Origin of the sequence: Waterburya agarophytonicola KI4, from assembly GCF_020640915.1 — a bacterium.
In the GTDB taxonomy this organism is placed as follows: Bacteria; Cyanobacteriota; Cyanobacteriia; order Cyanobacteriales; family Xenococcaceae; genus Waterburya; species Waterburya agarophytonicola.
The window spans coordinates 1-24,326 of record NZ_JADWDC010000012.1; the positions used below are offsets into that span (position 1 = coordinate 1).

A 24,326-nucleotide genomic window follows, 5' to 3' on the forward strand; every position below is an offset into this window, starting at 1 on the left:
ATCGTCGGTGAAGTTTTGCTGTCTGATGTGGGATAAGAATTATTGGGGATTCAAGTCAACGTTGTTAGCTCTTAATAAAAGGGCAAGAAAAAGACAAGACAATCTGCCTTCTTCAGTTAATTTGTACGCAGCGTAAATTATCTGAGCCAATTAAAAACTTCTGCATGATTGTGTGACACTGCACTCCATCATACTTAGGTGATTTCTGTTCAAGAATATACTCTCGTTCGACAAGTCAACTACGTACATATGTACAATGTATACAGGGATGAACCCTAGCACTTTGTTGAGTATTTTCTTTTCGCTTAACCGCCTTTTTTAAAGCCTTACTTATATTAAATATTATATATGATAATACAAGAGTTTTACTCAGTGCGACATTACTTAACATTAATTTATTGTGAAAAATATATACAAAAAGTTTCAACGATCAATTGTAATGGTTTCAACGAATAAATTTAAGAAATAATGCTTTGAATGAAGAAATAATTACTGACCGAGATCTATATAGGTCAAATAGTGCTAGGATTCCTTTGTAGCTAGGGGTGCTTTGGCAAGTCAAGGCTGAGATATACCCTAAGAACCTGAGACTGGTTAGCACCAGCGGAGGGAAGCTGTTTATTGAGGAAAAAGAAGATGAGAACCGAATGGGTTGCCAAGCGTAGAGGACAGGGCAATGTATCTCAGATGCACTATGCACGTCAGGGAATTATCACTGAAGAGATGCACTATGTTGCTACTAGAGAACGTTTGCCTGTAGATTTAATTCGCGATGAAGTTGCCAGGGGTAGAATGATTATCCCTGCAAACATCAACCACACTAATCTCGAACCAATGTGTATTGGTATTGCATCGAGCTGTAAAGTTAATGCTAATATTGGTGCTTCGCCTAATTCTTCTGACATTAATGAAGAAGTAGCCAAGCTAGACTTAGCGGTGAAATATGGTGCAGATACTCTAATGGATTTATCTACTGGAGGCGGTAATCTAGATGAAATTCGTACGGCAATTATTAATGCTTCGCCTATTCCCATCGGAACAGTGCCAATTTATCAAGCATTAGAAAGCGTACACGGCGATATGGAGAAGCTTTGTGCTGATGACTTTCTTCACATCATCGAAAAACACGCCCAACAGGGTGTAGACTACATGACTATTCACGCAGGTATCTTAATCGAACATCTGCCTCTAGTCAAAAGTCGCTTGACGGGTATTGTATCTCGCGGAGGCGGTATCATTGCTCGTTGGATGTTGCACCATCACAAGCAAAATCCTCTTTATACTCATTTTGATGACATCATCGAAATCTTCAAAAGATATGATGTTTCCTTTAGTTTGGGCGATTCTCTCCGTCCTGGTTGTACTCACGATGCGAGCGATGAAGCTCAGTTAGCGGAATTAAAAACCCTGGGACAACTTACTCGTTGTGCTTGGGAACATGACGTGCAGGTAATGGTAGAAGGTCCTGGTCACGTACCGATGGATCAAATTGAGTTTAACGTCAAAAAACAAATGGAAGAGTGTAGCGAAGCACCTTTCTATGTTTTAGGCCCATTAGTAACTGATATTGCTCCTGGTTACGACCATATCACTAGTGCGATCGGTGCAGCAATGGCTGGCTGGTATGGTACTGCTATGCTTTGTTATGTTACTCCCAAGGAACACTTAGGCTTACCTAATGCAGAAGATGTCCGTAACGGTCTAATTGCCTATAAAATAGCAGCTCACGCAGCCGATATTGCTCGTCACCGTCCTGGTGCTAGAGATAGAGATGACGAGCTTTCTAATGCTCGTTATAACTTTGATTGGGAAAAGCAATTTGAGTTATCTCTCGATCCCGAAAGAGCCAAAGAATATCACGATGAAACTCTACCCGCAGATATTTATAAAACAGCGGAATTTTGTTCTATGTGTGGCCCCAAATTCTGTCCCATGCAAACCAAAGTTGATGCGGATGCAATTACAGAATTGGAGAAATTCTTGGCACTAGAAGAAGAGAAAAAGACTGTTAAGAGTTAATTGACAACTATTAAATAGTTGATTAGTTTAATTATGGAGTAAGTTATTTATAGCTTGCTCCTTTTTTATTTAAAAGCGATTTATTATTAATATTTTATGGAAAGTTTGGGTACTATTTTTAGTGTTTTTATTGGCTGTTTGACTGCGACTTTAGTTGCTTGCTTGATCGTCCACTTTAACGGCAAAACTGTTATTAGTACTATAGATTTAGTTTCATCTTTATTTAATAGGGTTAACAAAAAAAATAATTATACTGTCAAAAAATGGTTGCCTATTGCTACTGAAAGAGAAGTGATTATTCTAGGACTAGTCCCTCTGGCGATCGCATCTTTAATTAGTACTTCTGAGGGGAATTGTTATCATAGTATTCCAAGTTTTTTGATTACAGAAGCAGTTGTTTTTAGTTTATTTTGTCTCAATTTCAAACAAGCAAACTGGAACAATAATTTATTCGGCAGGAATTTTTTAAGTAGAAATTTAGTAGTTTTTTTACTAGCTACTTTATGGTGTTTGGTATTTAGTATTTGGTGTTTTTTCTCTTTCAATCCTGCTTTTAATGCTGGTGCAGATCGATTAATTATCAACGGTAATGCAGATATGTGGTTTTATACCAGAAGATTTGCTGGTTACAATTTAGATAATGTTAGTTTTGATAATAGTCCTGCTTGCGCTTATCTACAAATAAGTCCTAAGAAATTTAGTTCTTTTATTGGTTCGATTCTTGTCTATTTCTCTCCCACAACAGTGTTTGCTATTACTTTGTTTCAAGGATTGCTTAGTTGTAGTTTGTTTTTGAGTTTGTTTGGTCACTGGCACAATTTTATTTATAACGGAAAAAGTTTATCTTTCAAGGCTGCTATTCTGGCTATTTTATGGGGAGTTACCTCTCCCTTAATTTACTGGTTGCTGATAACTTCTTATGCTTCTAATATTTTGTTTATCGCTATTTTTGTCTTAGGAATCACTGCTGCTAGAAATATTTGTCTCAATCGCGATCGATATCCTGACTTTACCGAGGCAATAATGTTATTTAGTTTTGTTATCTGTGTATTTTCTTTTTATATTGTTTTATTACCTGTTGCTTTATTTTTCTATCTAATAACTTTAATTGTTTATCAATACGAACAATATTTAACTCCTATTTATGGCATTAAAACCTTTGCCAAACTGATGTTGACTGCTGGAATAGCTATTCTATTCTGCGTTATATTTTTTAATCATCAAATAGCCCTAAAAGAAGTAGCAGGTAATTTAAATATTATGGAAGGACACGGGAAAAATTTTGTCCCCCTCAACCCTTGGAGTTTATTACAAGAAAGACTAAATCCCATGCCCGTTAGAAGAGATTTTGGGGTTTGGTTTAATATTGTCGTGGGTACTATAGTCTCTGGTTTTATTCTTAAAATAATTTACACTCAATTATCGATTCTAAACAACAAAAATCAAAGTAAAACTTTTTACTATAAGGACTTAATTGCTGCTGCACTTGTAATAGTAGCCTATGTAATTTATTTATTTGCTTATATTCCTTTAGATTTTACTTATCGCTTAGGTAAATTTGTCGTATCGCTTATTTACCCTCTAGCAATATTAGGCTTGTTACCAACCATTCTTTGGTATAGAGATAGTTATTATCATGCTAAATCTCGCACCTTTAAATTAATTGGTTCTGGATTAATTACTTTACATCTCGTTCTACATTTAAGCCAAATGTCATTAAGCGTCAAACCAATGGGGAAATATCAATTAATCTCTACTAAAAACGTTAACAAGATTGATAGCCTAACAATTATTAAATGCCAGAAAAGCGATCCGAGTCAAAAATATCAAAAAATAGTTGGTTTAGATTTAGCTAAACAATATCCCGATCTAAAAATTAATATTTTAACGGAAGATAGCGCGATCGCTAATTACCCAGCAACAGATTTAATTTTGCGAGGAAGAGACATAGAAATCGAAGATGATGATAATGATGATAATATTGTCTGCGCATTTGAGATAGATATTTAAATCTCTTGTAAAATAATTTTAAGTATTAATAGTTATTGGTTATTAATTATTGGTAATACTCCCCAATTATGCGATCGCTGGATTACTCGCAATGCTCCATTACTAATATCTGTATCGTCTAATAACTAATGACTATTGACTAATAACTAATAGGAAAAGTACGCCAGGTACGATAAAATACAGAGTCGCTTATCTAAGATATAACAAGCATCATGGGGAACACATTTGGCAAGATATTTCGCATTACTACTTATGGAGAGTCTCATGGAGGTGGTGTCGGGGTAGTTATTGATGGTTGCCCCCCCCAGCTAGAGATTAGTGAAGCAGAAATACAGGTAGATCTAGACCGCAGAAGACCAGGACAAAGTAAGATTACCACTCCTAGAAAAGAAAGCGATACTTGCGAAATAATGTCGGGGGTTTTCGAGGGGAAAACTTTAGGTACGCCAATTTCAATTCTAGTCAGAAACAAAGATGCGCGATCGCAAGACTATAATGAGATGGCGGTTAAATATCGTCCTTCTCACGCCGATGCTACCTATGATGCCAAGTATGGCATTCGTAACTACAAAGGAGGTGGTAGATCTTCAGCTAGAGAAACCATTGGTCGAGTCGCTGGTGGTGCGATCGCCAAAAAGATTTTACACCAAGTTGCAGGGGTGCAAATTATTGCTTATGTCAAGCGCATCAAAGACATCGAAGCAGAAGTAGATAGCAACACCGTTACCCTGGAACAAGTAGAAAGTAACATAGTTCGTTGTCCTAATAGTGAATGTGCCGAAGTAATGATCGATCGCATCGAACAAGCCAGAAAAGATAAAGATTCTTTAGGAGGGGTGGTAGAATGCGTGGCACGTCATGTTCCCAGAGGTTTGGGCGACCCTGTATTTGATAAATTAGAAGCAGATTTGGCTAAAGGTGTGATGTCTCTTCCTGCAACTAAAGGTTTTGAAATTGGTTCGGGTTTTGCTGGGACAACAATGACGGGTAGCGAACACAACGACGAATTCTATATTGACGACAATGGAGATACGAGGACGGTTTCCAATCGCTCTGGAGGAGTCCAGGGGGGTATTTCTAATGGCGAAAATATCGTCATTCGGGTGGCGTTTAAACCCACTGCAACTATCGGGAAGGAACAGAAAACCGTGACCAAAGATGGAGAAGAAACTTCTCTCGCAGCCAAAGGCAGACACGATCCTTGCGTATTACCCAGAGCAGTTCCAATGGTAGAAGCAATGGTAGCTTTAGTATTGTGCGATCGCCTTTTATATAATAATGCCCAGTGTAAAACATTGAACGATTCAAACTAGGCTAACAAATAGCTATCCTAAAAGTAAGAAAACACTGAAAAGCTGAAAAAAAGACAACCATGACATCGATAAAAGCTTATGCAGCACAAACAAAAGCTGCCCTCAAAGAATTTGAAATTGAACGTCGCAACTTAGGTTCGGATGACGTACAAATTGCGATCGATTATTGTGGAGTCTGCCACAGCGATCTGCACATGGTTAACAATGACTGGGGTTCGTCTTCCTATCCCCTCGTACCAGGACACGAAATTATTGGTCGCGTTACGGAGGTGGGAGACAAGGTAAAAGAGTTTAAAATAGGCGATCGCGTTCGTGTCGGTTTTTTGGTAGATTCCTGTCGCACCTGCGAAGCTTGCTAAGTCGATCTCGAACAATATTGCCTGAATGGATTTACTTTGACCTACGGTAGCAAAACTCCAGATCCAGGGGGTTATACTTATGGCGGTTATTCCAAAATGATTGTTTGCGATCGCAATTTTGTTTTGCGCGTACCAGAAAATTTAGACTTAGCTGGTGCTGCACCATTATTGTGCGCTGGCATTACAACTTATTCACCTCTAAAGCATTGGGGCGTTAAAGCAGGTCAAACAGTCGGTATTATTGGACTGGGTGGATAGATAAAGTTAATGATGCCTACAAACGAATGCAAAAATCAGATGTGAAGTATCGTTTTGCGATCGACATGAATACTTTAGCAGACTGATTGAGGGTAATTCTTTTCAGACAAAGGGTTTTTCCTCGCCAACGAGAAATTTTGAGCAAATAGCGTTACCATCTTTATTAACAAGAATAAAGTTTTGTAACTAAAAGTGACTGCAACCCGATCATTCGATATTCAAACTACTCCTAGTAGCTGGCACTCTCTCCAACCCATTTGGCAGGGGGGAAAAGATATAGTGCAGCAAGGTTTACCCCACCATCAGCTTGCACCTACTTGGCAGATGCTTTTATTGGGTGATGGTTCGCCAACCCATCTTTTACAGTTACTTACTGGGGAGCAAACTGAAGTAGACGTAATCGATATGTCTCTCATTGGTCAAAAAGATGATGGCGCGCCCGAGGAGATTGAAGCAATTTCGGGTTCTAGATTGAGAAGACAGGTATGGCTGCGTACAGCATCTGGTCAAAGATTAGCCTACGCTGCTTCATGGTGGAATGCGAGGGTGGTTGATGATTATCTGCAAAATCGCTCTGAACCTATTTGGCGTAGTCTTTCAACATTACATACTGAGCTTTATCGAGATGTGCGAGGAGTCTATTGTGGCTCTTGTCCTACTCTAGAAGCAGAATTTGGCGAAAAAGCACCATTTTGGGGTCGTCATTATCTATTTTGGCACGATCGCCAGCCGTTAACTTTGATTTATGAAGTATTTTCTCCTTATTTACAGAAATATCTTGGACAAATGAGTTAGAATCAGAAGTCTTTTTTACCAGAGAATTTGGGTCTATTATTTGGGATTGAACACCACGATTGATTTGAGCCAAAACTACAAACGGAACATCAAACTGTTTGGCAATGTCCTTACAAGCACCAGAATATTTGCCAATAGCTTGCGCTCTGTTCCCTGCTGCTCTATCTCCAAGCTTCTGAATATAATTCAAGCACAACTAATCCTAGTTCACCTCTCTTAGACTGAATTTTTCTTAGCCTTGCGACGTTGAGCATCAGGACAAGGAGGAGAAGACAAAGAGCCATCGAGCCATCCCGCAGCTTGATTGATGTGTTCTAAAGCTTCTTGGGGTCGATCCTTTAATAAAAATACTAATGCCGAGGTCAACTGCTGTTTTGCTTGTGCTTTGCGGTTTCCTTTCAAACGATGCCAATCTTGATGAGCAATGAGATTTCTTTCTACTAGTGCTTGAGCGAGTTCCAAATCGCTTAGATCGGCAGGTACTTTGTTTTGATTGCTAGATAAGGGCGTTACTTCAAACATAGGTTAATATCGTGTCGATCTAAATAATGCGTCATCTCTAATTTTAACGATGTCTTCTCCTAAATCTAGCGATATAAAAGAAAATGACCTAGAACAAATATTGATGGAGGTAGAAAAATCCCTCGAACAACTACAAGAGCGACATACTCAGGTCAAGCAAGATCTAGAAAAGCGATCGCAGATCCAAGAACGTCAGCAAGAGTTAAAAGAGCAACAAAAAGCAACGTCTGCTGTCAAACCACTTAAAACAGAATTAAAAAGCTTACAGGAAGAGTTGGATAGTCTGGAATTAAGTCTCGAAAGCGTTTTGTTACCCGATATCTTTTGGCAAGTAGTGCGGTTTGTTTTTTTGGGAATTGCGATCGGCTGGTTTTTGCATATGTGGGCGAGTTAGTATTGCTGCGCGAAAGTAATAAGTTAAGTCAATAAGTATTGATTTATTTGGTAATTGATTAGGTCGAGGTAGCTGTTTCCAGCTTACCCCTCCTATCCGAACCGTGCTTGTCACTTTCACGACACACGGCTGCTCAAACGTATCCACTATTGTCATTAACTGACTTCTCAACTACTAAATACAACGGGAATGTCGTCAATCCAAAGGTAGTCAACTTTAGACCATTCCTTTGCTAATTTCTTGTGGAAAATAGATGATTGTTTCTTCCTAATTTCAGTCATATCTAGGGCTGTTTTAGCGTCGTGACAATGTCCATGAAGGAGTTGAAGATTTTCGTAACAATTTTTACCACCAAGGGCGGTAGCAATGATATGGTCTTCTTCTAGGATATCTCCTTCACGAAAGTGTAATCCACACCAGTTACATTTGCCTTTTTGCTTTTTGAGCTTATAGGCTTTTGAGGGAGGCATTTCGGTATGTCTTCCCATTCTGGTACTCCAGTAAACTAGATTGCCGTCATATGGGCTTTTATCGCCTTTAACTTTTACATAATCAGTTGAACTGCTACCAAAGTCTCTATGCAGAAGTAACCGAAGGGGGTTCGCGTCCCCTTCTTTGGTTGCGAATATCCAGTTTTTATTACCGATTTTTGTAAAATATTTCTCATAAGCAGTTTTGAGACTTTTACATCGGTATCTTCCCCAAGCTCTTAATTTCTTAAAGACTAGATAGTCTTGAAGTACGAACTTGTTAGTTGTAGAGGCATCAGAAAAATTGTAGTAGTTGCACCATCCTCTGATAATGGGATTTAATTCTCCTATTAAAAGGGCTTGTGGTGAATGTTTGTGTTTCTTGACTACTTTCCTAATGCTTTCCTGATGTTTTTTACAGGATTCTTGGGAAGGGTTAATGATGGTTTTAAAACCTAATATGTCACCGTTTGTTTTATGTGCCGAAACATATTTTCCCGCAGGGTATTGTCGAATGTTGTATCCGAGAAAGTTGAATCCTGCTTTTTTATCCTCGCTTAACTCTGAATATAGAGTATGAGCGATTCTTGTTTTGGATGGTTTTAATTCCAAGCCAATGTCTTTTAACCATTCCGAAATTAAATCTCGGCATCTTATGATTACATGAAGATCTTGATGTGTTACTACAAAATCATCAGCATATCTGATGTCGATCCCTACCAGTTTTTGTCTGGGGATGTAGTTGGGTTACTTCGTTCCTACAGTCATTTGTTTGAGTTCTTTAGGGCTTACCTATCCACCTATGTGAACTGAATGTGCGACACCAATAAAGTTAAGACTGGTGCTTCTAAGTTCTGTCTGATGTTCCAGACGTAGGGTGTGGTCTTTTACACCACTAGCTTATTCCCCCTACTCAGCCTTAGAGATGGTTCGGACGGTAATTTGTTTCCTACCCCACGATGTCCTTTTCCTTGATATTATCTCAGTCCAGGGTCGGATATAGAACTCTTGCTTGCGGTTAGGCGTTTTCAGCAATTATCGCTCTGTCCGCTTTTACTCCCGCAGATTATATCTAGGTTATCAGTCCAGATATAAGGGAAACTTCTCTTCCTCGTCACCGAGGAGGACGCTGTATGCTTTTCTACCCCGCACAAGGGCGCAAAGACTTGGTTTTCTAGGTTACTCACCTCACTTTGATGAACTGTAAGTTATCATTTCTAAAGGATTAAAGTGCGAACTCAAGTCAGGGTGACTTACTTTAGAAATGTATTCTATCCCTCCATATGTATGGGTTTCAGAATAACGAATCGCACTAACTTTTTAGACTGGGAAGTCCCGCGCTACAAAGCGAGGGCGACGGACGGGCGGTATAAACGCCTGGGGTTTCCCCAGGGGACACGCCCTCATGAAAAGCCTAGGAGTTGAAAGGCTCAATGCCTTGAAAAAGAGTATTCTACCATTTGTTTTTATTTGTGGTAGAATAATTTAAATAATTTAATGATTCTAAATTACCGCTACCGCATATATCCAGACTTACAACAAATCGAACTACTCAATGAGTGGCTCGAAACTTGTCATGTTAGTTATAACTATGCGCTGCGAGAACTGAAAGATTGGATTGCTTCTCGCAAATGTCCAATCGACAGGTGTAGTTTGGAATCAGAATATATCATGGCTGCGGATTATCCGTTTCCTAGTTACCACCAACAACAAAACAATTTACCCAAAGCAAAGAAGAAATTCCCACGACTCAAAACAGTATCGTCTCAGGTATTGCAAACTAATATCAGACGACTGCATGATAGTTGGGATTGTTTCAGAGCAAGAGGCTACGGTTTTCCGCGCTTCAAAAAGTACGGGCAAATGAAGTCGATATTATTCCCTCAGTTCAAATCTAATCCTTTGAGTGACTGGCAAATACAATTACCAAAATTGGGAAAAGTTAGAATCAATCTTCACCGACCAATACCTGAAGGATATGTAATCAAACAAGTCAGGGTAGTCAAAAAAGCAATGGGTTGGTTTGCGGTGGTAGCGATAGAATCGGATCTTGTTATTCCTAGTCCTGTACCTCACGGTCATGCTATCGGTATCGATGTCGGCTTGTTGTCATACGTGGCAACGAGTGATGGATATACAGAAGCTAGACCTAAGTTCTTCAAGACAGCCTATCGTCGGCTGAAAGTGCTACAAAAGCGTCTGTCGAGAAAAATGAAACGGGGTAAGAACTACAAGAAAGCAAGAATCAAAGTAGCCAAACAACATAACCATATAGCGTTCAAACGCACTGATTACCAATTCAAATTAGCCCATAAGCTTTGTGATATGGCAGACACTATCTATATAGAAGACTGTGATTTTCGTATCATGGCAAAAGGCTTTCTGGGCAAACATACAATTGATGCAGCCTTTGGTAAGCAAAGGGACATATTAGAGTATGTAGCTAAGAAGCGAAATGTTTTTGTCGGTCGTGTTGATCACAGAGGTACATCTCAAACTTGCCCTAATTGTCGCTCGGTCGTTAGAAAAGATCTCAGTGTCAGAATAAGCGACTGTAATGAATGTGGTTATGTTGTAGATAGAGACATCGCCTCTGGGCAAGAAATTTGTAATCGAGGCGAGGAAACGTATCGCGGGACTCGCGAAAAGCAAGAAATTGGCTCTCAAGAGGGGCTGAGGGGCGAATGCATTCGCCCCTTTAAACGCCCCGTCGTCGTACTGTCGGGCAACCTAGTTGTAGATAAGTGGCGCAACCTGGATTTATCCAGTAGGAGAGCAAGATCCATTGGCGACGATGGAAGCCCACACTGTAATCCGAACGGAGCGATAGCGAAGTGAGTATTCAGTGTTGGGAGGATGTCACCTACAGAGATTATGGAAAGCAATGGTATCTGAGTGAATACAAATTACGATCGCCTATTTGATAAAATTCAGGAGTTGGTTTTATATCATTCTCCTAGCGGATTAGAAACGGAAATAGATCGAGCTTTATTAAAAGAGTTAACTGCCCTAAAGGTAGAAAATTGGCAGGATCGGGCGGGAAATGTCATTGCTAAAATTCCTGGTCGAAATTCTTCTAGGGCGATCGCAATTACGGCTCACAAAGACGAAATTGGTATGATTGTCAAATCTATCGATAGCAATGGCTGCTTGCAGGTGCGTCGTCTTGGCGGTTCATTTCCTTGGGTATATGGAGAAGGGGTAGTTGATATTATTGGTGACAACCAAGTTATTAACGGTATCCTGTCTTTTGGATCCCGCCATGTGTCCCACGAATCTCCTCAAAAAGCTCAACAGCTAGACACTCCCCTGGGTTGGGAAGATGCTTGGGTAGAAACTAAATGTAGTTTGGCAGAATTAGATGCTTTTGGCGTGCGCCCTGGTACAAGAGTAGTTATCGGCAAACATCGCAAACAACCTTTTCGACTCAAAGATTATATAGCCAGCTATACCTTAGACAATAAAGCTTCAGTTGCCATCTTATTGGCTTTAGCCGAGACAATAATCGATCCTCCCGTAGATATTTATCTCGTCGCATCGGCAAAAGAAGAAGTCGGTGCAATAGGGGCGTTGTATTTTACACAAAATCAAACTCTAGATGCCCTAATTGCTTTAGAAATTTGTCCCCTCGCCGATGAATATCCCATCGAGTCGGGAGTAGCCCCCGTATTATTATCCCAAGATAACTACGGTGTATACGATGAATTTCTCAACGCCGAAATCCGCCAAGCAGCAGTTAAAGCAGACATTCCCCTACAGCTTGCTGTATTAGATGGCTTTGGTAGCGATGCCTCTATTGCTATGAAATTTGGTCATGTTTCTCGGGCTGCTTGTTTGAGTTTCCCGACTCAAAATACTCACGGTTATGAAATTGCTCATTTGGGCGCGATCGCCAATTGTATTGAAATTTTAACTACTTACTGTCTGAGAGAGTGCAAAACTAATTAAGATAATAAGTAGAGCAAGATCACAAGAGAGTAATTGACTTTATGTCATATACAGCGAATTTAACGGAAAATCGGCGTATCGCGATCGCCAATAGAGGAAATCAAACTACGATTAGTTTGACGTCGAGCAATGTAGGACAGCAGCAGAGTCAAACTACTGGTTTTACCACGGGAAGCTGGCAATCCCTACCTCAGCTATATCAATTGGGAACAAATTTTGTTCTGAAAATAAATAGCGATCGCAATTCCTACTACTTATTAATACAAGCACATGGTATTAGTACAATCCCTGCACCAGATTTAAACAATGCAGTTGAAGTAGATTTACAAAAGAGTGAAGATTCTACAACAATACCTCACAAGATTGAATTTGAACCCATGGCACCCATGCCACCCATGCAGCCGATGAAGATGGGTAATATGTCGATGGATCTTAATTCCATGTCAATGAAAATGGGTAATATGTCGTTGAATATGAATGATTCCCAAACATCCACATCCACCAAACATTTTTGTTCCCAATGCGGACAAAAAGCCAAAATAAGCGATCGCTTTTGTAGCAGTTGCGGTTATCAATTAGATCGATAACCAACTCCTCAATTTTTCAAAATCTCTCAATTCTTATTTTTTTCAATGACTTATTGTCTCGGTATTATCAATCAACTCGGCATCGTGATGGCTTCTGATTCTCGTACTAATGCGGGGGTTGACTACATCTCTTCTTATAGAAAAATGTTCGATTTATCTTTACCAGGAGAAAGATCGATTATTATTTGTAATTCAGGTAGCCTGTCGGTTTCTCAAGGAGTTCTAACACTTTTAAATCGGGACATTCAAAATAAAGAAGAACAAAATCTACATACATTAGAAAATATGTACGATATGGCTCGTTATATTGGCAACAAGAGCCGAGAGATTCAAGACAGAGATCGTCCTTGGTTAGAAAAAGACGGCATTGACTATAGCTGCAATTTCTTATTAGGCGGTCAAATAAAAGGAGAAGTGCCCCAACTGTATTTAATTTATCCTCAAGGAAATTTTATTCAAGCAACTCCAGAAACGCCCTTTCTCCAAATTGGCGAAACCAAGTATGGCAAACCCATCTTAGACCGTACCATAACTTATAATACTCCCCTAGAAGATGTGGCAAAATGCGCCCTATTATCTTTGGATTCTACAATGAAATCTAATATTTCAGTTGGCCCGCCAATCAATTTAGTAATGTACCAAGCCGATAGTTTTGAGATTAATCGCAAGCTGGAATTACGTATAGGTGCGCCCTATATTGCTAAGATCCGTAAACTATGGGAAGAATCGGTACGTCACGCTTTTGAATCGATGCCTGAAATCGAATGGGAACAGGAAACAAATGATTCAGAAGAAGATATTTTTATCGATTGATTTAATCTAAACAATGAAATATCTACTATTTTATAAACCCTATGGAGTGTTATGTCAGTTTACAGATAATAGTAGCGATCGACGCCCAGTTCTGAAAGATTATATATCGATACCAGGAGTTTATCCCGTCGGGAGATTAGATTTAGATAGTGAAGGATTGTTGTTACTAACAGACAACGGACAGTTACAACATCGCTTATCCGATCCTAAATTTGCCCATCCCCGTACTTATTATGTTCAGGTAGAACGCATACCCGACGAAATAGCTTTAGATAAACTCCGTCATGGTGTCACCATCAAAAACTATCGCACCCGAAAAGCAAAGGTAAGTAAATTATCTAGGGAGCCAAAATTACCATCTCGTATTCCGCCCATACGCGATCGCAAAAATGTCCCTACCTGTTGGTTAGAAATAACTCTAACTGAAGGAAAAAATAGACAAGTTAGAAGAATGACTGCTGCGATCGGTTTTCCTACTCTTCGATTAGTTAGAATAGCTATAGGAAAAAATACTCATCAAATCGATTTGACAGGCTTAGAACCTGGTCAATGGCGAGAATTAACTGGGAAAGAAGTACAAATCTTGAATAGCTTAAAATAAATATTAATTTATTACTTATGGCGTTAAAACCCTGTAAAGTTTGCGGTACTCTCAATGCAGAAGGAGTAGATACTTGTCTTAGTTGCGGTTACGATCCCCAGGGAAGCAAAAGACCAGCTATCTTTCGTTATATTGCGATCGCTTTAGTAATTTGTTTTGTTCTACCTTTTTTATCAGGATTAATTAACTGGGTTTTACTGCAAATAAAACCAAAATCACCCACACCAACTCAACCTAAAATTTCCTTAACTCAGAAAAATCAAATAACAATTCAATGCTTCAATGTTTATGATTTGAGCCAAAAATCTTGAGCTAGTTTGACAATTTTTTGGGAAGCCGTACCATCCCCAAAAGGATTGATAGCGGTTGCCATTTTTTCATAAATAGCTTCATTCTCTAGTAGCTCGGCGGTAGAATCAACAATGCTTTGAGCCTTAGTCCCGATCAGTTTTGCCGTTCCTGCATCCACTGCTTCTGGTCTTTCGGTGGTTTCTCGCAAGACTAAGACGGGTTTACCCAAACTCGGTGCTTCTTCTTGCAATCCACCAGAATCTGTCAATAAAAGATGACAGCGGGAGATCGCTCCTACCAATTCGGGATAGTCTAACGGTTCGGTCAAAAACACTCTAGGGTGATTGCCCAATGCTGCTTTAATCGGTTCTCGCACGGTAGGATTGCGATGCAATGGTAATAGCAGAGCGATATCGGGGAAACGATCTAAAATAGTGGTAAATCCTTGCAAGATATCTTCTAAGGGCTTACCCCAGTTTTCGCGACGATGAACTGTTGCTAACAATACTCGATGCTTATCCCAGTCTAAATTAGGGACTTTACATTCTGGCTTTTTATTGGCAACGGTCAAAAGACTATCAATTACCGTATTACCTGTATGATGAATTGCTCCCGTTACTCCAGATTTTTGCAAATTTTGCACTGCTAATGCTGTCGGTGCAAAGTGCAGTTGGGCGATCTGAGAAATTAAGCGACGGTTAGCTTCTTCTGGATAGGGATCGTAGAGATTATTGGTTCGCAAACCAGCCTCCACATGCCCCAGGGGAATTTGATGATAAAACGCAGCCAAGGCAGCCGAAAATGCTGTTGTGGTATCTCCCTGGACAAAAATAAATTTAGGCTCGATCTCAGCGAAAACTTTTTCCAATCCCTGCAAACTATCACAGGTAATATTAGTTAAGGTCTGCTTGGGTTTCATAATTGCCAGGTCACAATCTGCCTCAAGGTCAAATAATTCCATGACGCGATCGACCATTTCCCGATGCTGTCCTGTAAGTATCAGATGAGTTTTAGTCTGACTGAGAGAGTTGAGTTGCTTGATTACTGGGGCGAGTTTAATTGCTTCTGGTCTAGTACCTAGAATTACCCCTACAGAAATATCTGGTGCAGTCATTTTATCTCCCATTGTTTGTTTAAAAAAGCCATTCTAAACCAAGACTAAAACGATTATCCTCATCTTCAATTGAATTTTGCCTTTCAATATCTCCAGATAAACGCAAACTCGGAGCAACAGCATAGCCTACAGAAAAAGAAGTAATTCCTACTTCTCGATCGCCCCCAACAGAAACAAAACTTTGGGAAACGGAAATATCCCCCCCTCCAGTGCGAGAAAGAGCCAACATCAAACGCAATCCTAGCCGAACTCCATCGGTAAAGAAATCATTGCTTTGAATATAGCGATATCCAACTAAGGGTGCAAAATTGAAATAGCTACCCAAAGGTAAAAGAAAATAATGTAAATCCGCTCCTGCTGCATTGCGATCGCCATTGAATGCGGTTTGATAGTCCACACTCAAAGTAAAACCGCTACGTTTGATAAATATATCTTCAATCCCCAAATTAAGTCCAGAACTATCTTTACTAGAAGGAAATATCGTAAAACCCAACCGCACACGAGAGCGAAAAGCAGGATCGTGTTTAATATCTTCTAAAACATTGGGTATTTCTTCGAGCCATTTCTGCAATACGGGACTTTCTTCAACAATTTCTGGAGGAAAATCGATATTATTACTCTCATCTCTACTGTTTGCTTCGATTGTTGCAGCCCCAGCAGTAGTAGGAGGAATTAGAAATATCTGAGCTAAATAATTGCACAGGAAAAATAAAACAAACAATCTCATTTCAATAATCAGTCCTTAAGGGTACCCTATGGGGTTCGACTTTGCATATTATCAGCTATCAATATCGAATTCTCGGATCGATATAGGCATTAATAATATCGATCGCGATACTAGCCATTACTACAATCACTCCAAAGAATACCATCACCCCTTGTACAGTGGGATAATCCCGCAAAGAAATCGCCTCATATAGTCTATTACCCAATCCTGGCCAAGAGAAGGTTACTTCTGTTAATACTGCTCCACCCAACAAAGCAGCGAAAGTCAAACCTAAAACCGTAATCACAGGAATTAACGCATTTTTCATCGCGTGAGAAATTAGAATTGTCCCTTCGGGAATTCCCCTAGCTCTAGCTGCTTCCACATAATCAGCCTGTAGAGTCTGCTTGAGATTAACCCGTACAATACGCTCAAAAATACCACTCAACAGCAAGCCAAGGGTAATACTGGGTAATGCTAGATAATGAAGCGTATTCAATAGCATCCCCATATCTCCTGCCAGAATACTATCAATTATATATAAGCCTGTTGCGGGGGGTGGGGTTGGCGCGCTAATAGGAAAGCGAGTCCCCAAAGGAAACCAGCCCAGATTTACGGCAAAGATCAATTGCAACACCATTCCCACCCAAAATAGAGGTAAAGAATAGGTGATGATGCCAAACAAACGTCCTAGGGCATCGAGAAATTTATTTTCGGTAGAAGCGGAAACCATTCCGACAAATACCCCAACCGTCACAGCTACAACCATGCTGCAAAAAGATAGCTCGACGGTAGCAGGAAAATATTCTTTGATTACATCCCAAACTGCTAAACCACGACTGCTAAGGGAACTACCCAAATCAAAACTGAGTAAGTTTTTTAAATAATCGAAATACTGCTGCCATAAAGGATCGGTCAAACCTAACTGCGATCGCAAGGCTGCTTTAGCTGCTTCTGGAGCGCGCGTACCCAAGATTGCATCGGCTGGATCTCCAGGAGTCGCCCTGAGTAACAAAAATACCAGAGTCGCGATCATTAACAGCATGAGAGGAGCTAAAAGCAAACGAACTAAAATATACGATTGCAGGGCTTTGGAGCGAGACATATTTAGCTTTAGCCATAATAAATAGTTTTATTAGTTATAGCAGTTCTCTCCTTAATTACTAAGACAAGGCAATATTATTGATTCTTATTGATCTTGCCCGATACCCAACTCTTTTTTACTGCGTTTTAGATCTTTCCAAAGAGATTTGATTTGTTTGTACGCGCTCTCTGGGGGTAACTTCCCTGCTGTTTCCAAATTGCAAATATAGTTTATTTTTTGAGCAAATTCTTGCAAATTAGAATTAAATACTAAGTTTTCTGGTTTAACTTTTCCATGATATCGATGGCGCGGATAAAGAAAATCGTTAGTTTGTTTATTAGTTGTCATGGGGTTGAATATTTTTCTCAAACAGTTTGACTGGAACTCTGAATAAAATTTTGACTGAGATAATCCCTAAGTTGGCAGTTTTAAATTTTATTTAGTTTCTATTTTAATAATTTTTAACATTTAAGCGTGATTTATTTTATATGGACACAAACGTTACTTGATGACGCTACTATAAACAGGGTTTTATTTTAAATATTAACAGGAGATTTAAAAATGGTTAACCAAACCTTAACCTAAATTTTAAAACCTTACTGTTGAGTTCTACCGAACGTTGAATTCTAGGCAATTATCAAAAATGTCACAGACAGAAAAACTTTACGAAGGCAAAGCCAAAATTCTTTACACTACAGACGATCCAGATATTTTATTAACGGTTTACAAAGATGACGCAACGGCATTCAATGCTCAAAAAAAAGGGCAAATTACGGGAAAAGGAGCAATAAACTGTCAAATTACGGCAGCTTTATACGAACTCTTAGAATCTCTGGATATTTCAACTCACTATGTAGATTGCCCCCAGCCTGATCGCATGAGGGTCAAAGCAGTTACTATTGTTCCCGTAGAAGTAGTGGTGAGAAATATCGCTGCGGGGAGTCTTTGCCGTCAAACAGGATTGCCAGAAGGTAAAGTACTAGATGTTCCCTTAGTGGAATACTATTACAAAAGCGATGAATTAGGCGATCCCCTTTTGACTCGCGATCGCATATTCTTGTTAGATTTAGTCTCCGATTCAAGATTGGCTCAAATAGAGAAAATGGCGCGCAAAATCAATCAACATTTACAAAGCTTTTTCGACCAATGCGACATTATTTTAGTGGATTTTAAATTAGAATTTGGCATCGATAGCCAACAAAATCTACTTTTAGCCGATGAAATCAGTCCTGATACTTGTCGTCTTTGGGATAAGAACGAAACAGATCCTACAGCAAAAGTAATGGACAAAGACCGTTTTCGTAAAGATTTAGGTCGAGTTGAATCAGCTTATCAACAGGTTCAACAAAGAGTTTTAGCCCAAATAAAAAAAAATGATTGCAGTTAAATAACTAATTATTACTATCAAAAATTCAACCTGAATCTTTCAATCTAATAAAAATTATTCCTCAATAAATTTGGGAACATTAAATACCGTAAATAGTCATAATGCCCTGAAGATGAAGAAACAAAATTATTGGGGTGGAAAAAATATAAGTGGATGATATAAGTGGATGGGCTAGCTACAGCGATCGCCCTAGGGATAAAATCCCTAATAATCGAAGCTTGTTTCATTTTATAGATTTTAAATTGCTATAGTTGACAACCAGTTATGACAATTTGCATCTGAAGTCAAATCAAATAAATTGGTTACGTAAATCTTTAGCGGTCAACTTATCGAATGTCTTATTTGGTGTGTGGAAGTGTTAATTGAATTAAAAAAAGTGCGTCTATCTCCTATTGCGATCTTAATCTTAGCAACTACTCTAAATCTGGGATTATCTTTACCTAGCAAAGCAGCAAAAGAAAATTCAAGAGTCCAGTCCAACAAAATCATCGTAGCTAACGGTGCAGCTTTGCTGAGGAATATCAAACCAAATGCTATAGCTCAAAATCCCGATGGGATAAACCAAAAACCATTTGAGACAGATAGCAATACGGAAGTAGATCCTAATCTTAAGCTACCTGAATTCAAACCACCCCAATCAGAATCTGTACCCGAAAATTCCGCAGAAAACGAAAACTCAGAAAAATCTCAAGAGCCACGGGTGCTAGTAGCAGAAGTGGTAGTAGAAGGAGCAAGCGAAGAACTAAAAGATATTGTTTATGCCAGCATTAATACAGAACCAGGCAGAACCACTACGAGAACCCAACTTCAGGAAGACGTAAATGCCGTATATGCGACTGGTTTTTTCCAAAACGTAGAAGTAACCCCAGGGGATACTCCTTTAGGGGTCAGAATCACTTTTACCGTCGAACCAAACCCAGTTTTAAACAACGTCTCGGTTATAACTGTTCCTCAAAGAAATCCAAGTCAAGTTCTACCGCCAGAAAAAATCACCGAATTTTTTGGTAAAAATTACGGTCAAATTCTCAACCTGAGAGATTTACAACAAGGTGTTATCAAAATCAACGAATGGTATAGCGAAAATGGTTACGAACTAGCTCAAGTCGTCGGCGCGCCTCAAGTTAGTCCCGAAGGAGAAGTTACTCTGATTTTGGCAGAAGGCATAATTGAAGATATCAATGTTAGATATTTTGATGAAGACGACGAACCGATAGAAGGCAAAACCAAAGAATATATTGTCAAAAGAGAGGTAGAACTAAAGCCAGGAGATATCTTCAAGCGAGATACGGCTCGACGAGATTTACAGCGAGTTTTCGGCTTGGGTATTTTTGAAGATGCTCGTTTTTCCTTTAGCCCTGGCACAGATCCGAGTAAAGTCGTGGTCAACGTTGATGTAGTTGAAGGCAGTAGTGGGTCAATCTCAGCGGGCGCTGGTTATAGTTCCTCTGGCGGACTATTTGGTACAGTTAGCTATCAGCAAAAAAACTTTGGCGGTAACAATCAAACCCTAGGTACTGATATATCTTTGGGTAACAATAGTTTGCTTTTTGATGTCAACTTTACCGATCCTTGGATTGGTGGCAGCGAAAGCCGTACCTCATATACAGTCAACGCTTTTCGTCGTCGTTCCATCTCTCTAGTATTTAATGGCGATAATGATATCGAGACAGAAAATGGTAACGATTCACCTCGTATAATTCGTACTGGGGGAGGGATTAGTTTTGGTCGCCCTATTCCAGGAGATCCTTTCAAGCCTCGCGAATGGTCTTTATCAACAGGATTTCAATATGAACGAGTCGAAGTAAGAAATAGCGATGGAGATATTTCACCCATATCTAGAGCCAGTAATGGTAGTGAAAATTTGGCTATCAGCGATGATGGTACTGACGATTTATTTATCTTGCGTTTTGGGGCAAATCGCGATCGCCGTAATAATCCAATACAACCCACCCAAGGTTCTGTCTTAAGACTGGGAACAGAACAAACAATTCCTATCGGTTCGGGTAGTATTCTGTTTAATCGAGTGCGGGGAAACTTTAGTCAATACTTCCCGATTAATATCATTCGCTTTAGTGATGGCCCTGAAACTCTAGCTTTCAACATTCAAGCGGGTACAATCTTAGGAGATGTTCCTCCCTATGAATCCTTTATCCTAGGTGGTAGCAACTCTGTACGAGGTTTTGGCGATGGTGAAGTTGGTAGCGGTCGCAGTTATTTCCAAGCTACAGCAGAATATCGCTTTCCAATTTTTAAAATTATTGGGGGTGCATTCTTCTTCGACTATGGCACTACTTTAGGTTCTGATGATGCAGTACCAGGAACGCCATCGAGGGTAAGAGGACTACCTGGGGCTGGTTATGGCTATGGTTTGGGAGTACGAGTCCAATCGCCTTTAGGCCCGATTCGGGTTGATTATGCCATTAATGACGACGGCGGTAATGAGATTCAGTTTGGTATTGGGGAGAAGTTTTAACTACTAATTACGGAGATGGGAAGTACATTAAAAGCTGAGTTTGAGTTGTCGGGGGTTGGGTTACATTTTGGCGTTAAGACAACTGTCAAAGTTATGCCCGCCAATCCTGGGGATGGTCGCTATTTTGTCCGAGTAGATCTGCCAGAAAAGCCCATAATTCCCGCAGAAGTAGCAGCGGTGGGTCAAACTACTCTTTCGACAGAATTGGTGGCAGAAAATGTCAAGGTACGTACTGTAGAGCATTTATTGGCTTCCCTCTCGGCTAATGGTATAGATGAGGCGCGGATTGAAATTAATGGCGAAGAAGTTCCATTATTAGATGGTTCGGCTAAAATTTGGTGCGAGGAGATCGCCAGATCGGGAATCGCGATCCATAATTCTGCTTTAATTCCAAGTCTTATTGTTTTAAGAGAACCTGTTTGGATTAGAGAAGGAGATGCTTTTGTGGCTGCCTTACCCGCATCTGATGTTAGATTTACCTATGGTATAGATTTCCCTTATGATGCGATCGGCAATCAATGGCATAGTTGGAATCCCACTCAAGAAGATTTTACTCAAGAAATTGCCCCCGCCCGTACGTTTGGATTTGCCGATCAAATAGAACAGTTACAACAGGCTGGATTAATTAAGGGTGGAAGTCTGGAAAACGCCTTGGTATGTAGCCATTCGGGATGGGTCAATCCTCCCTTAAGATTTACGAATGAACCAGCCCGTCATAAACTATTAGATTTAGTAGGGGATATGAGTTTGTTGGGTCAGTTTCCCACGGCTCACATTATTGCCTACAAAGCCAGTCATAAATTACATATTCAATTGGCGAACAAGCTGACTGAGATTGGTAGTTAAATTAGTAATTAATAATTTAAAGAATGGATTCCGCTATCGAAACCCCAGATAATTCGATTAAAACCACCCTTGACATTCGAGAAATTCATCAATTATTACCCCACCGCCATCCTTTCGCTCTAGTCGATCGCATTATCGATTATGTGCCAGGAGAGAAAGCAGTAGGAATTAAAAACGTTACTTTCAACGAACCATTTTTTCCTGGGCATATTCCTGACTTTCCCTTAATGCCTGGAGTATTGATGGTAGAAGCGATGGCACAGGTAGGAGGGATTATCCTGGTGCAATTGCCAGGAATGAAGGGGAAATTTTTTGCTTTTGCAGGAATTGATAAGGTGCGTTTTCGTCGCCCTGTCGTTCCAGGCGATCGCTTGACTATGACCGTAGAACTTCTATCATTAAAACAAAATCGTATTGCCAAAATGCAGGGTCGGGGCGAAGTTGATGGCGAACTGGCGGTAAAAGGAGAAATGATGTTCTCTTTAATTGAAATGTAATTACAATACAGACTTAGTAAATTATCATATGACCTCTAGCCCCTAGCCTCTGGGAGAATTGATCTTGAGAACCTCGATCCATCCGACTGCTGTCATTGACGATCGCGCCAAACTTCACCCTACTGTAAAAGTCGAACCCTATGCGGTAATCGGCAGTCAAGTTAGTATTGGTGCGAATACTGTTGTGGGCAGTCATGCCATTATTGACGGACTAACAAAAATCGGTCGCGATAATCAGATTTTCCCTGGTGCAGCTATTGGTTTAGAACCTCAAGATCTCAAATATAAAGGGGCAAACAGCCAGGTCATAATTGGCGATCGCAATCGTATCCGCGAATATGTTACCATCAACCGCGCTACCAATGAAGGAGAGGCGACTGTTATTGGAGATGATAATTTATTGATGGCATACAGTCATGTAGGTCATAATTGCATTATTGGTAATGAAGTGATTATTGCTAATAGTGTGGCGATCGCTGGTCATGTCCACGTCGAATCAATGGCAATTATTAGCGGCGTTTTGGGTATTCATCAGTTTGTCCATATCGGTCGCATGGCAATGGTGGGTGGCATGAGTCGTATCAGTCGCGATGTTCCTCCCTACATGATGGTGGAAGGAAATCCCGCTAAAGTGCGATCGCTAAACTTTACGGGATTAAAAAGACGGGGTTTTTCTCAAGCTGAAATTCGTCAATTGAAAAAAGCCTTTAGCTATTTGTATTTGAAAAACTTACCCCTACAAGATGCGATCGCGCATTTGGATGAATTCCCAGATAGCCAGCATATCCAACATCTGCAAGAGTTTATGCAGTATTCTATTGCTGATGGTAGAAGAGGTTTGATTGCAGGAAAGTAGAATTAAGCAATAAATAATAAATAATAAATAATAAGTAATCAAGAAAATGGCTACTTTACAACAAAAGCGATCGGAAAATGTCGATGGTGATTTCTATGTCGATTCTACCTGTATCGATTGCGATACCTGTCGTTGGGTAGCACCAGATATATTCAATCGTCAGTCGTCTATGTCTGCGGTATATTATCAGCCACAAACAGAATCTGAAAGAGTTTCGGCAATGCAAGCTCTTCTATCTTGTCCGACTGCTTCTATTGGCACGGTAGAGAAACCCAAGGATGTCAAGCAGGTACAGAAAACTTTTCCCATCCAGATAGAAGATGATGTTTACTATTGTGGCTATCATTCCGAGTCTTCTTTTGGTGCAGCGAGTTATTTTATTAAAAGACCCGACGGTAATATTTTAATTGACTCTCCTCGATTTACACCGCCTTTGGTTAAGCAGTTGGAAAAGTTGGGGGGAATTGAATATTTGTACTTGACTCACCAAGATGATGTTGCCGATCATCAGAAATATCATGACCATTTTAATGGTCAGCGCATTCTCCATCTTGATGACATCAAACCCGCTACCAAAGAAGTCGAAATCAAACTCTCTGGGACAGAAACCGTAGAATTAACCCCAGATATATCTATTATCCCCGTCCCAGGTCATACAAAAGGACATACGGTTTTACTTTACAAAAACAAATTCTTATTTACAGGAGATCATTTAGCATGGTCGCCTCATTACGAGCATCTTTATGCTTTTGCTCGTTTTTGCTGGTACGATTGGTCGGAACAAATCAAATCGATGGAAAAGCTTGCTAATTATTCTTTTGAGTGGGTCTTACCAGGACACGGACGTCGCTATCATGGAGATCTGACTACTACTAAAAAACAAATGGAACAGTGTATTAGTTGGATGAAAGAGCAATGAGCCAAGGACAACAAACAATTAACCTGTAGGGTGGGCAGCACAAGGAAATTTTGCAGCCAAAATT

The 24,326-nt window shown here is 39.9% G+C and carries 23 protein-coding genes, 2 pseudogenes and 1 riboswitch; of the genes and pseudogenes, 18 read left to right on the forward strand and 7 right to left on the reverse strand.

Going from position 1 to position 24,326, the window contains the following annotated elements:
• Positions 1 to 531 precede the first annotated feature (531 nt).
• Positions 532 to 629, forward strand: a riboswitch (TPP riboswitch).
• A gap of 7 nt (positions 630 to 636) precedes the next feature.
• The 5 genes and pseudogenes from thiC (at position 637) to I4641_RS06950 (ending at position 6,754) form a co-directional block, all read left to right on the forward strand.
• The gene (gene thiC / locus I4641_RS06930) at positions 637 to 2,019 is read left to right on the forward strand and encodes a phosphomethylpyrimidine synthase (protein WP_229639750.1); all 1,383 of its coding nucleotides are present in this window, start codon (positions 637 to 639) and stop codon (positions 2,017 to 2,019) included.
• Between the two features lie 96 nt (positions 2,020 to 2,115).
• Positions 2,116 to 4,029 carry a hypothetical protein gene (locus I4641_RS06935; RefSeq protein WP_229639751.1) on the forward strand — a complete coding sequence of 638 codons (1,914 nt, stop codon included), beginning with the start codon at positions 2,116 to 2,118 and terminating at the stop codon, positions 4,027 to 4,029.
• 212 nt (positions 4,030 to 4,241) lie between these two features.
• On the forward strand, positions 4,242 to 5,342 hold the full coding sequence (aroC, locus tag I4641_RS06940) for a chorismate synthase (RefSeq protein WP_229639752.1): 1,101 nt from the start codon (positions 4,242 to 4,244) through the stop codon (positions 5,340 to 5,342).
• A 59-nt stretch (positions 5,343 to 5,401) separates the two neighbouring features.
• Positions 5,402 to 5,956 (forward strand): annotated as a pseudogene (locus I4641_RS24130) (alcohol dehydrogenase catalytic domain-containing protein); the annotation flags it as partial.
• Positions 5,957 to 6,151: 195 nt separating this feature from the next.
• A complete protein-coding gene (locus I4641_RS06950) occupies positions 6,152 to 6,754 on the forward strand; it encodes a chorismate lyase (protein ID WP_229639753.1) in 603 nt (200 codons plus the stop codon).
• Positions 6,755 to 6,794: 40 nt separating this feature from the next.
• Here I4641_RS06950 and I4641_RS24135 read toward each other — a convergent pair.
• Together I4641_RS24135 and I4641_RS06955 are read right to left on the reverse strand one after the other, a co-directional pair.
• Positions 6,795 to 6,990: pseudogene (locus tag I4641_RS24135) on the reverse strand (DnaB-like helicase C-terminal domain-containing protein); the annotation flags it as partial.
• Complete coding sequence (locus tag I4641_RS06955) at positions 6,971 to 7,276, reverse strand: DUF6439 family protein (protein ID WP_229639754.1); 306 nt, start codon at positions 7,274 to 7,276, stop codon at positions 6,971 to 6,973. The pseudogene I4641_RS24135 and the gene I4641_RS06955, both read right to left, overlap by 20 nt.
• Positions 7,277 to 7,325: 49 nt before the next feature.
• Between I4641_RS06955 and I4641_RS06960 the strand changes: the two genes are divergently transcribed.
• Entirely contained in the window at positions 7,326 to 7,670 is a 345-nt protein-coding gene (locus I4641_RS06960) for a sll0565 family protein (protein WP_229639755.1), read from the forward strand.
• A 167-nt stretch (positions 7,671 to 7,837) separates the two neighbouring features.
• Here I4641_RS06960 and I4641_RS06965 read toward each other — a convergent pair whose 3' ends face one another.
• Positions 7,838 to 8,878 (reverse strand): group II intron reverse transcriptase, encoded by a 1,041-nt coding sequence (locus tag I4641_RS06965; protein WP_369426737.1) that lies wholly within the window; start codon positions 8,876 to 8,878, stop codon positions 7,838 to 7,840.
• Positions 8,879 to 9,637: 759 nt separating this feature from the next.
• Here I4641_RS06965 and I4641_RS06970 point away from each other — a divergent pair.
• Genes I4641_RS06970 through I4641_RS06995 form a run of 6 tightly spaced genes read left to right on the forward strand, consistent with a single transcriptional unit; the run spans position 9,638 to position 14,400 of the window.
• A complete protein-coding gene (locus tag I4641_RS06970; RefSeq protein ID WP_229639756.1) occupies positions 9,638 to 10,978 on the forward strand; it encodes an RNA-guided endonuclease InsQ/TnpB family protein in 1,341 nt (446 codons plus the stop codon).
• Positions 10,979 to 11,035: 57 nt separating this feature from the next.
• On the forward strand, positions 11,036 to 12,088 hold the full coding sequence (locus tag I4641_RS06975) for a M42 family metallopeptidase (protein WP_229639757.1): 1,053 nt from the start codon (positions 11,036 to 11,038) through the stop codon (positions 12,086 to 12,088).
• A gap of 41 nt (positions 12,089 to 12,129) precedes the next feature.
• Complete coding sequence (locus tag I4641_RS06980) at positions 12,130 to 12,675, forward strand: zinc ribbon domain-containing protein (RefSeq protein ID WP_229639758.1); 546 nt, start codon at positions 12,130 to 12,132, stop codon at positions 12,673 to 12,675.
• Positions 12,676 to 12,720: 45 nt separating this feature from the next.
• Positions 12,721 to 13,488: a proteasome-type protease gene (locus I4641_RS06985; RefSeq protein ID WP_229639759.1), complete on the forward strand. Its 768-nt coding sequence runs from the start codon at positions 12,721 to 12,723 to the stop codon at positions 13,486 to 13,488.
• Between the two features lie 13 nt (positions 13,489 to 13,501).
• Positions 13,502 to 14,089 carry a pseudouridine synthase gene (locus I4641_RS06990; protein ID WP_229639760.1) on the forward strand — a complete coding sequence of 196 codons (588 nt, stop codon included), beginning with the start codon at positions 13,502 to 13,504 and terminating at the stop codon, positions 14,087 to 14,089.
• A gap of 17 nt (positions 14,090 to 14,106) precedes the next feature.
• Positions 14,107 to 14,400, forward strand: coding sequence for a hypothetical protein (locus tag I4641_RS06995; RefSeq protein ID WP_229639761.1), 294 nt, complete (start codon positions 14,107 to 14,109; stop codon positions 14,398 to 14,400).
• Here the strand turns inward: I4641_RS06995 and wecB are convergent.
• The 4 genes from wecB to I4641_RS07015 form a co-directional block, all read right to left on the reverse strand.
• Complete coding sequence (gene wecB / locus I4641_RS07000; RefSeq protein ID WP_369426738.1) at positions 14,376 to 15,494, reverse strand: non-hydrolyzing UDP-N-acetylglucosamine 2-epimerase; 1,119 nt, start codon at positions 15,492 to 15,494, stop codon at positions 14,376 to 14,378. The two genes, I4641_RS06995 and wecB, sit on opposite strands and share 25 nt — an antisense overlap.
• Before the next feature lie 19 nt (positions 15,495 to 15,513).
• A complete protein-coding gene (locus tag I4641_RS07005) occupies positions 15,514 to 16,221 on the reverse strand; it encodes a hypothetical protein (RefSeq protein ID WP_229639763.1) in 708 nt (235 codons plus the stop codon).
• Between the two features lie 58 nt (positions 16,222 to 16,279).
• Complete coding sequence (locus tag I4641_RS07010; protein WP_229639764.1) at positions 16,280 to 17,305, reverse strand: ABC transporter permease; 1,026 nt, start codon at positions 17,303 to 17,305, stop codon at positions 16,280 to 16,282.
• Between the two features lie 84 nt (positions 17,306 to 17,389).
• Positions 17,390 to 17,632: a DUF7219 family protein gene (locus tag I4641_RS07015; RefSeq protein ID WP_229639765.1), complete on the reverse strand. Its 243-nt coding sequence runs from the start codon at positions 17,630 to 17,632 to the stop codon at positions 17,390 to 17,392.
• A gap of 295 nt (positions 17,633 to 17,927) precedes the next feature.
• Between I4641_RS07015 and purC the strand changes: the two genes are divergently transcribed.
• The 6 genes from purC (at position 17,928) to I4641_RS07045 (ending at position 24,262) form a co-directional block, all read left to right on the forward strand.
• Positions 17,928 to 18,671, forward strand: a complete 744-nt coding sequence (gene purC / locus I4641_RS07020) for a phosphoribosylaminoimidazolesuccinocarboxamide synthase (RefSeq protein ID WP_229639766.1) — start codon at positions 17,928 to 17,930, stop codon at positions 18,669 to 18,671.
• Between the two features lie 376 nt (positions 18,672 to 19,047).
• Positions 19,048 to 21,144: a BamA/TamA family outer membrane protein gene (locus I4641_RS07025; RefSeq protein ID WP_229639767.1), complete on the forward strand. Its 2,097-nt coding sequence runs from the start codon at positions 19,048 to 19,050 to the stop codon at positions 21,142 to 21,144.
• Positions 21,145 to 21,159: 15 nt separating this feature from the next.
• On the forward strand, positions 21,160 to 21,990 hold the full coding sequence (gene lpxC, locus I4641_RS07030; RefSeq protein ID WP_229639768.1) for a UDP-3-O-acyl-N-acetylglucosamine deacetylase: 831 nt from the start codon (positions 21,160 to 21,162) through the stop codon (positions 21,988 to 21,990).
• Between the two features lie 23 nt (positions 21,991 to 22,013).
• Entirely contained in the window at positions 22,014 to 22,487 is a 474-nt protein-coding gene (gene fabZ / locus I4641_RS07035) for a 3-hydroxyacyl-ACP dehydratase FabZ (RefSeq protein ID WP_229639769.1), read from the forward strand.
• A gap of 64 nt (positions 22,488 to 22,551) precedes the next feature.
• A complete protein-coding gene (gene lpxA / locus I4641_RS07040) occupies positions 22,552 to 23,343 on the forward strand; it encodes an acyl-ACP--UDP-N-acetylglucosamine O-acyltransferase (RefSeq protein ID WP_229639770.1) in 792 nt (263 codons plus the stop codon).
• A 46-nt stretch (positions 23,344 to 23,389) separates the two neighbouring features.
• Positions 23,390 to 24,262 carry an MBL fold metallo-hydrolase gene (locus I4641_RS07045; protein WP_229639771.1) on the forward strand — a complete coding sequence of 291 codons (873 nt, stop codon included), beginning with the start codon at positions 23,390 to 23,392 and terminating at the stop codon, positions 24,260 to 24,262.
• The last annotated feature ends 64 nt before the right edge of the window (positions 24,263 to 24,326 follow it).

Excerpts from the sequence above, each read along its gene's own strand:
- thiC (WP_229639750.1), top strand. The coding sequence starts at position 637 with ATGAGAACCGAATGGGTTGCCAAGCGTAGAGGACAGGGCAATGTATCT.
- I4641_RS06935 (WP_229639751.1), top strand. The coding sequence starts at position 2,116 with ATGGAAAGTTTGGGTACTATTTTTAGTGTTTTTATTGGCTGTTTGACT.
- aroC (WP_229639752.1), top strand. The coding sequence starts at position 4,242 with ATGGGGAACACATTTGGCAAGATATTTCGCATTACTACTTATGGAGAG.
- I4641_RS06955 (WP_229639754.1), bottom strand. The coding sequence starts at position 7,276 with ATGTTTGAAGTAACGCCCTTATCTAGCAATCAAAACAAAGTACCTGCC.
- I4641_RS06960 (WP_229639755.1), top strand. The coding sequence starts at position 7,326 with ATGTCTTCTCCTAAATCTAGCGATATAAAAGAAAATGACCTAGAACAA.
- I4641_RS06970 (WP_229639756.1), top strand. The coding sequence starts at position 9,638 with ATGATTCTAAATTACCGCTACCGCATATATCCAGACTTACAACAAATC.
- I4641_RS06980 (WP_229639758.1), top strand. The coding sequence starts at position 12,130 with ATGTCATATACAGCGAATTTAACGGAAAATCGGCGTATCGCGATCGCC.
- I4641_RS06985 (WP_229639759.1), top strand. The coding sequence starts at position 12,721 with ATGACTTATTGTCTCGGTATTATCAATCAACTCGGCATCGTGATGGCT.
- I4641_RS06990 (WP_229639760.1), top strand. The coding sequence starts at position 13,502 with ATGAAATATCTACTATTTTATAAACCCTATGGAGTGTTATGTCAGTTT.
- I4641_RS06995 (WP_229639761.1), top strand. The coding sequence starts at position 14,107 with ATGGCGTTAAAACCCTGTAAAGTTTGCGGTACTCTCAATGCAGAAGGA.
- wecB (WP_369426738.1), bottom strand. The coding sequence starts at position 15,494 with ATGACTGCACCAGATATTTCTGTAGGGGTAATTCTAGGTACTAGACCA.
- I4641_RS07005 (WP_229639763.1), bottom strand. The coding sequence starts at position 16,221 with ATGAGATTGTTTGTTTTATTTTTCCTGTGCAATTATTTAGCTCAGATA.
- I4641_RS07010 (WP_229639764.1), bottom strand. The coding sequence starts at position 17,305 with ATGTCTCGCTCCAAAGCCCTGCAATCGTATATTTTAGTTCGTTTGCTT.
- I4641_RS07015 (WP_229639765.1), bottom strand. The coding sequence starts at position 17,632 with ATGACAACTAATAAACAAACTAACGATTTTCTTTATCCGCGCCATCGA.
- purC (WP_229639766.1), top strand. The coding sequence starts at position 17,928 with ATGTCACAGACAGAAAAACTTTACGAAGGCAAAGCCAAAATTCTTTAC.
- lpxC (WP_229639768.1), top strand. The coding sequence starts at position 21,160 with ATGGGAAGTACATTAAAAGCTGAGTTTGAGTTGTCGGGGGTTGGGTTA.
- fabZ (WP_229639769.1), top strand. The coding sequence starts at position 22,014 with ATGGATTCCGCTATCGAAACCCCAGATAATTCGATTAAAACCACCCTT.
- I4641_RS07045 (WP_229639771.1), top strand. The coding sequence starts at position 23,390 with ATGGCTACTTTACAACAAAAGCGATCGGAAAATGTCGATGGTGATTTC.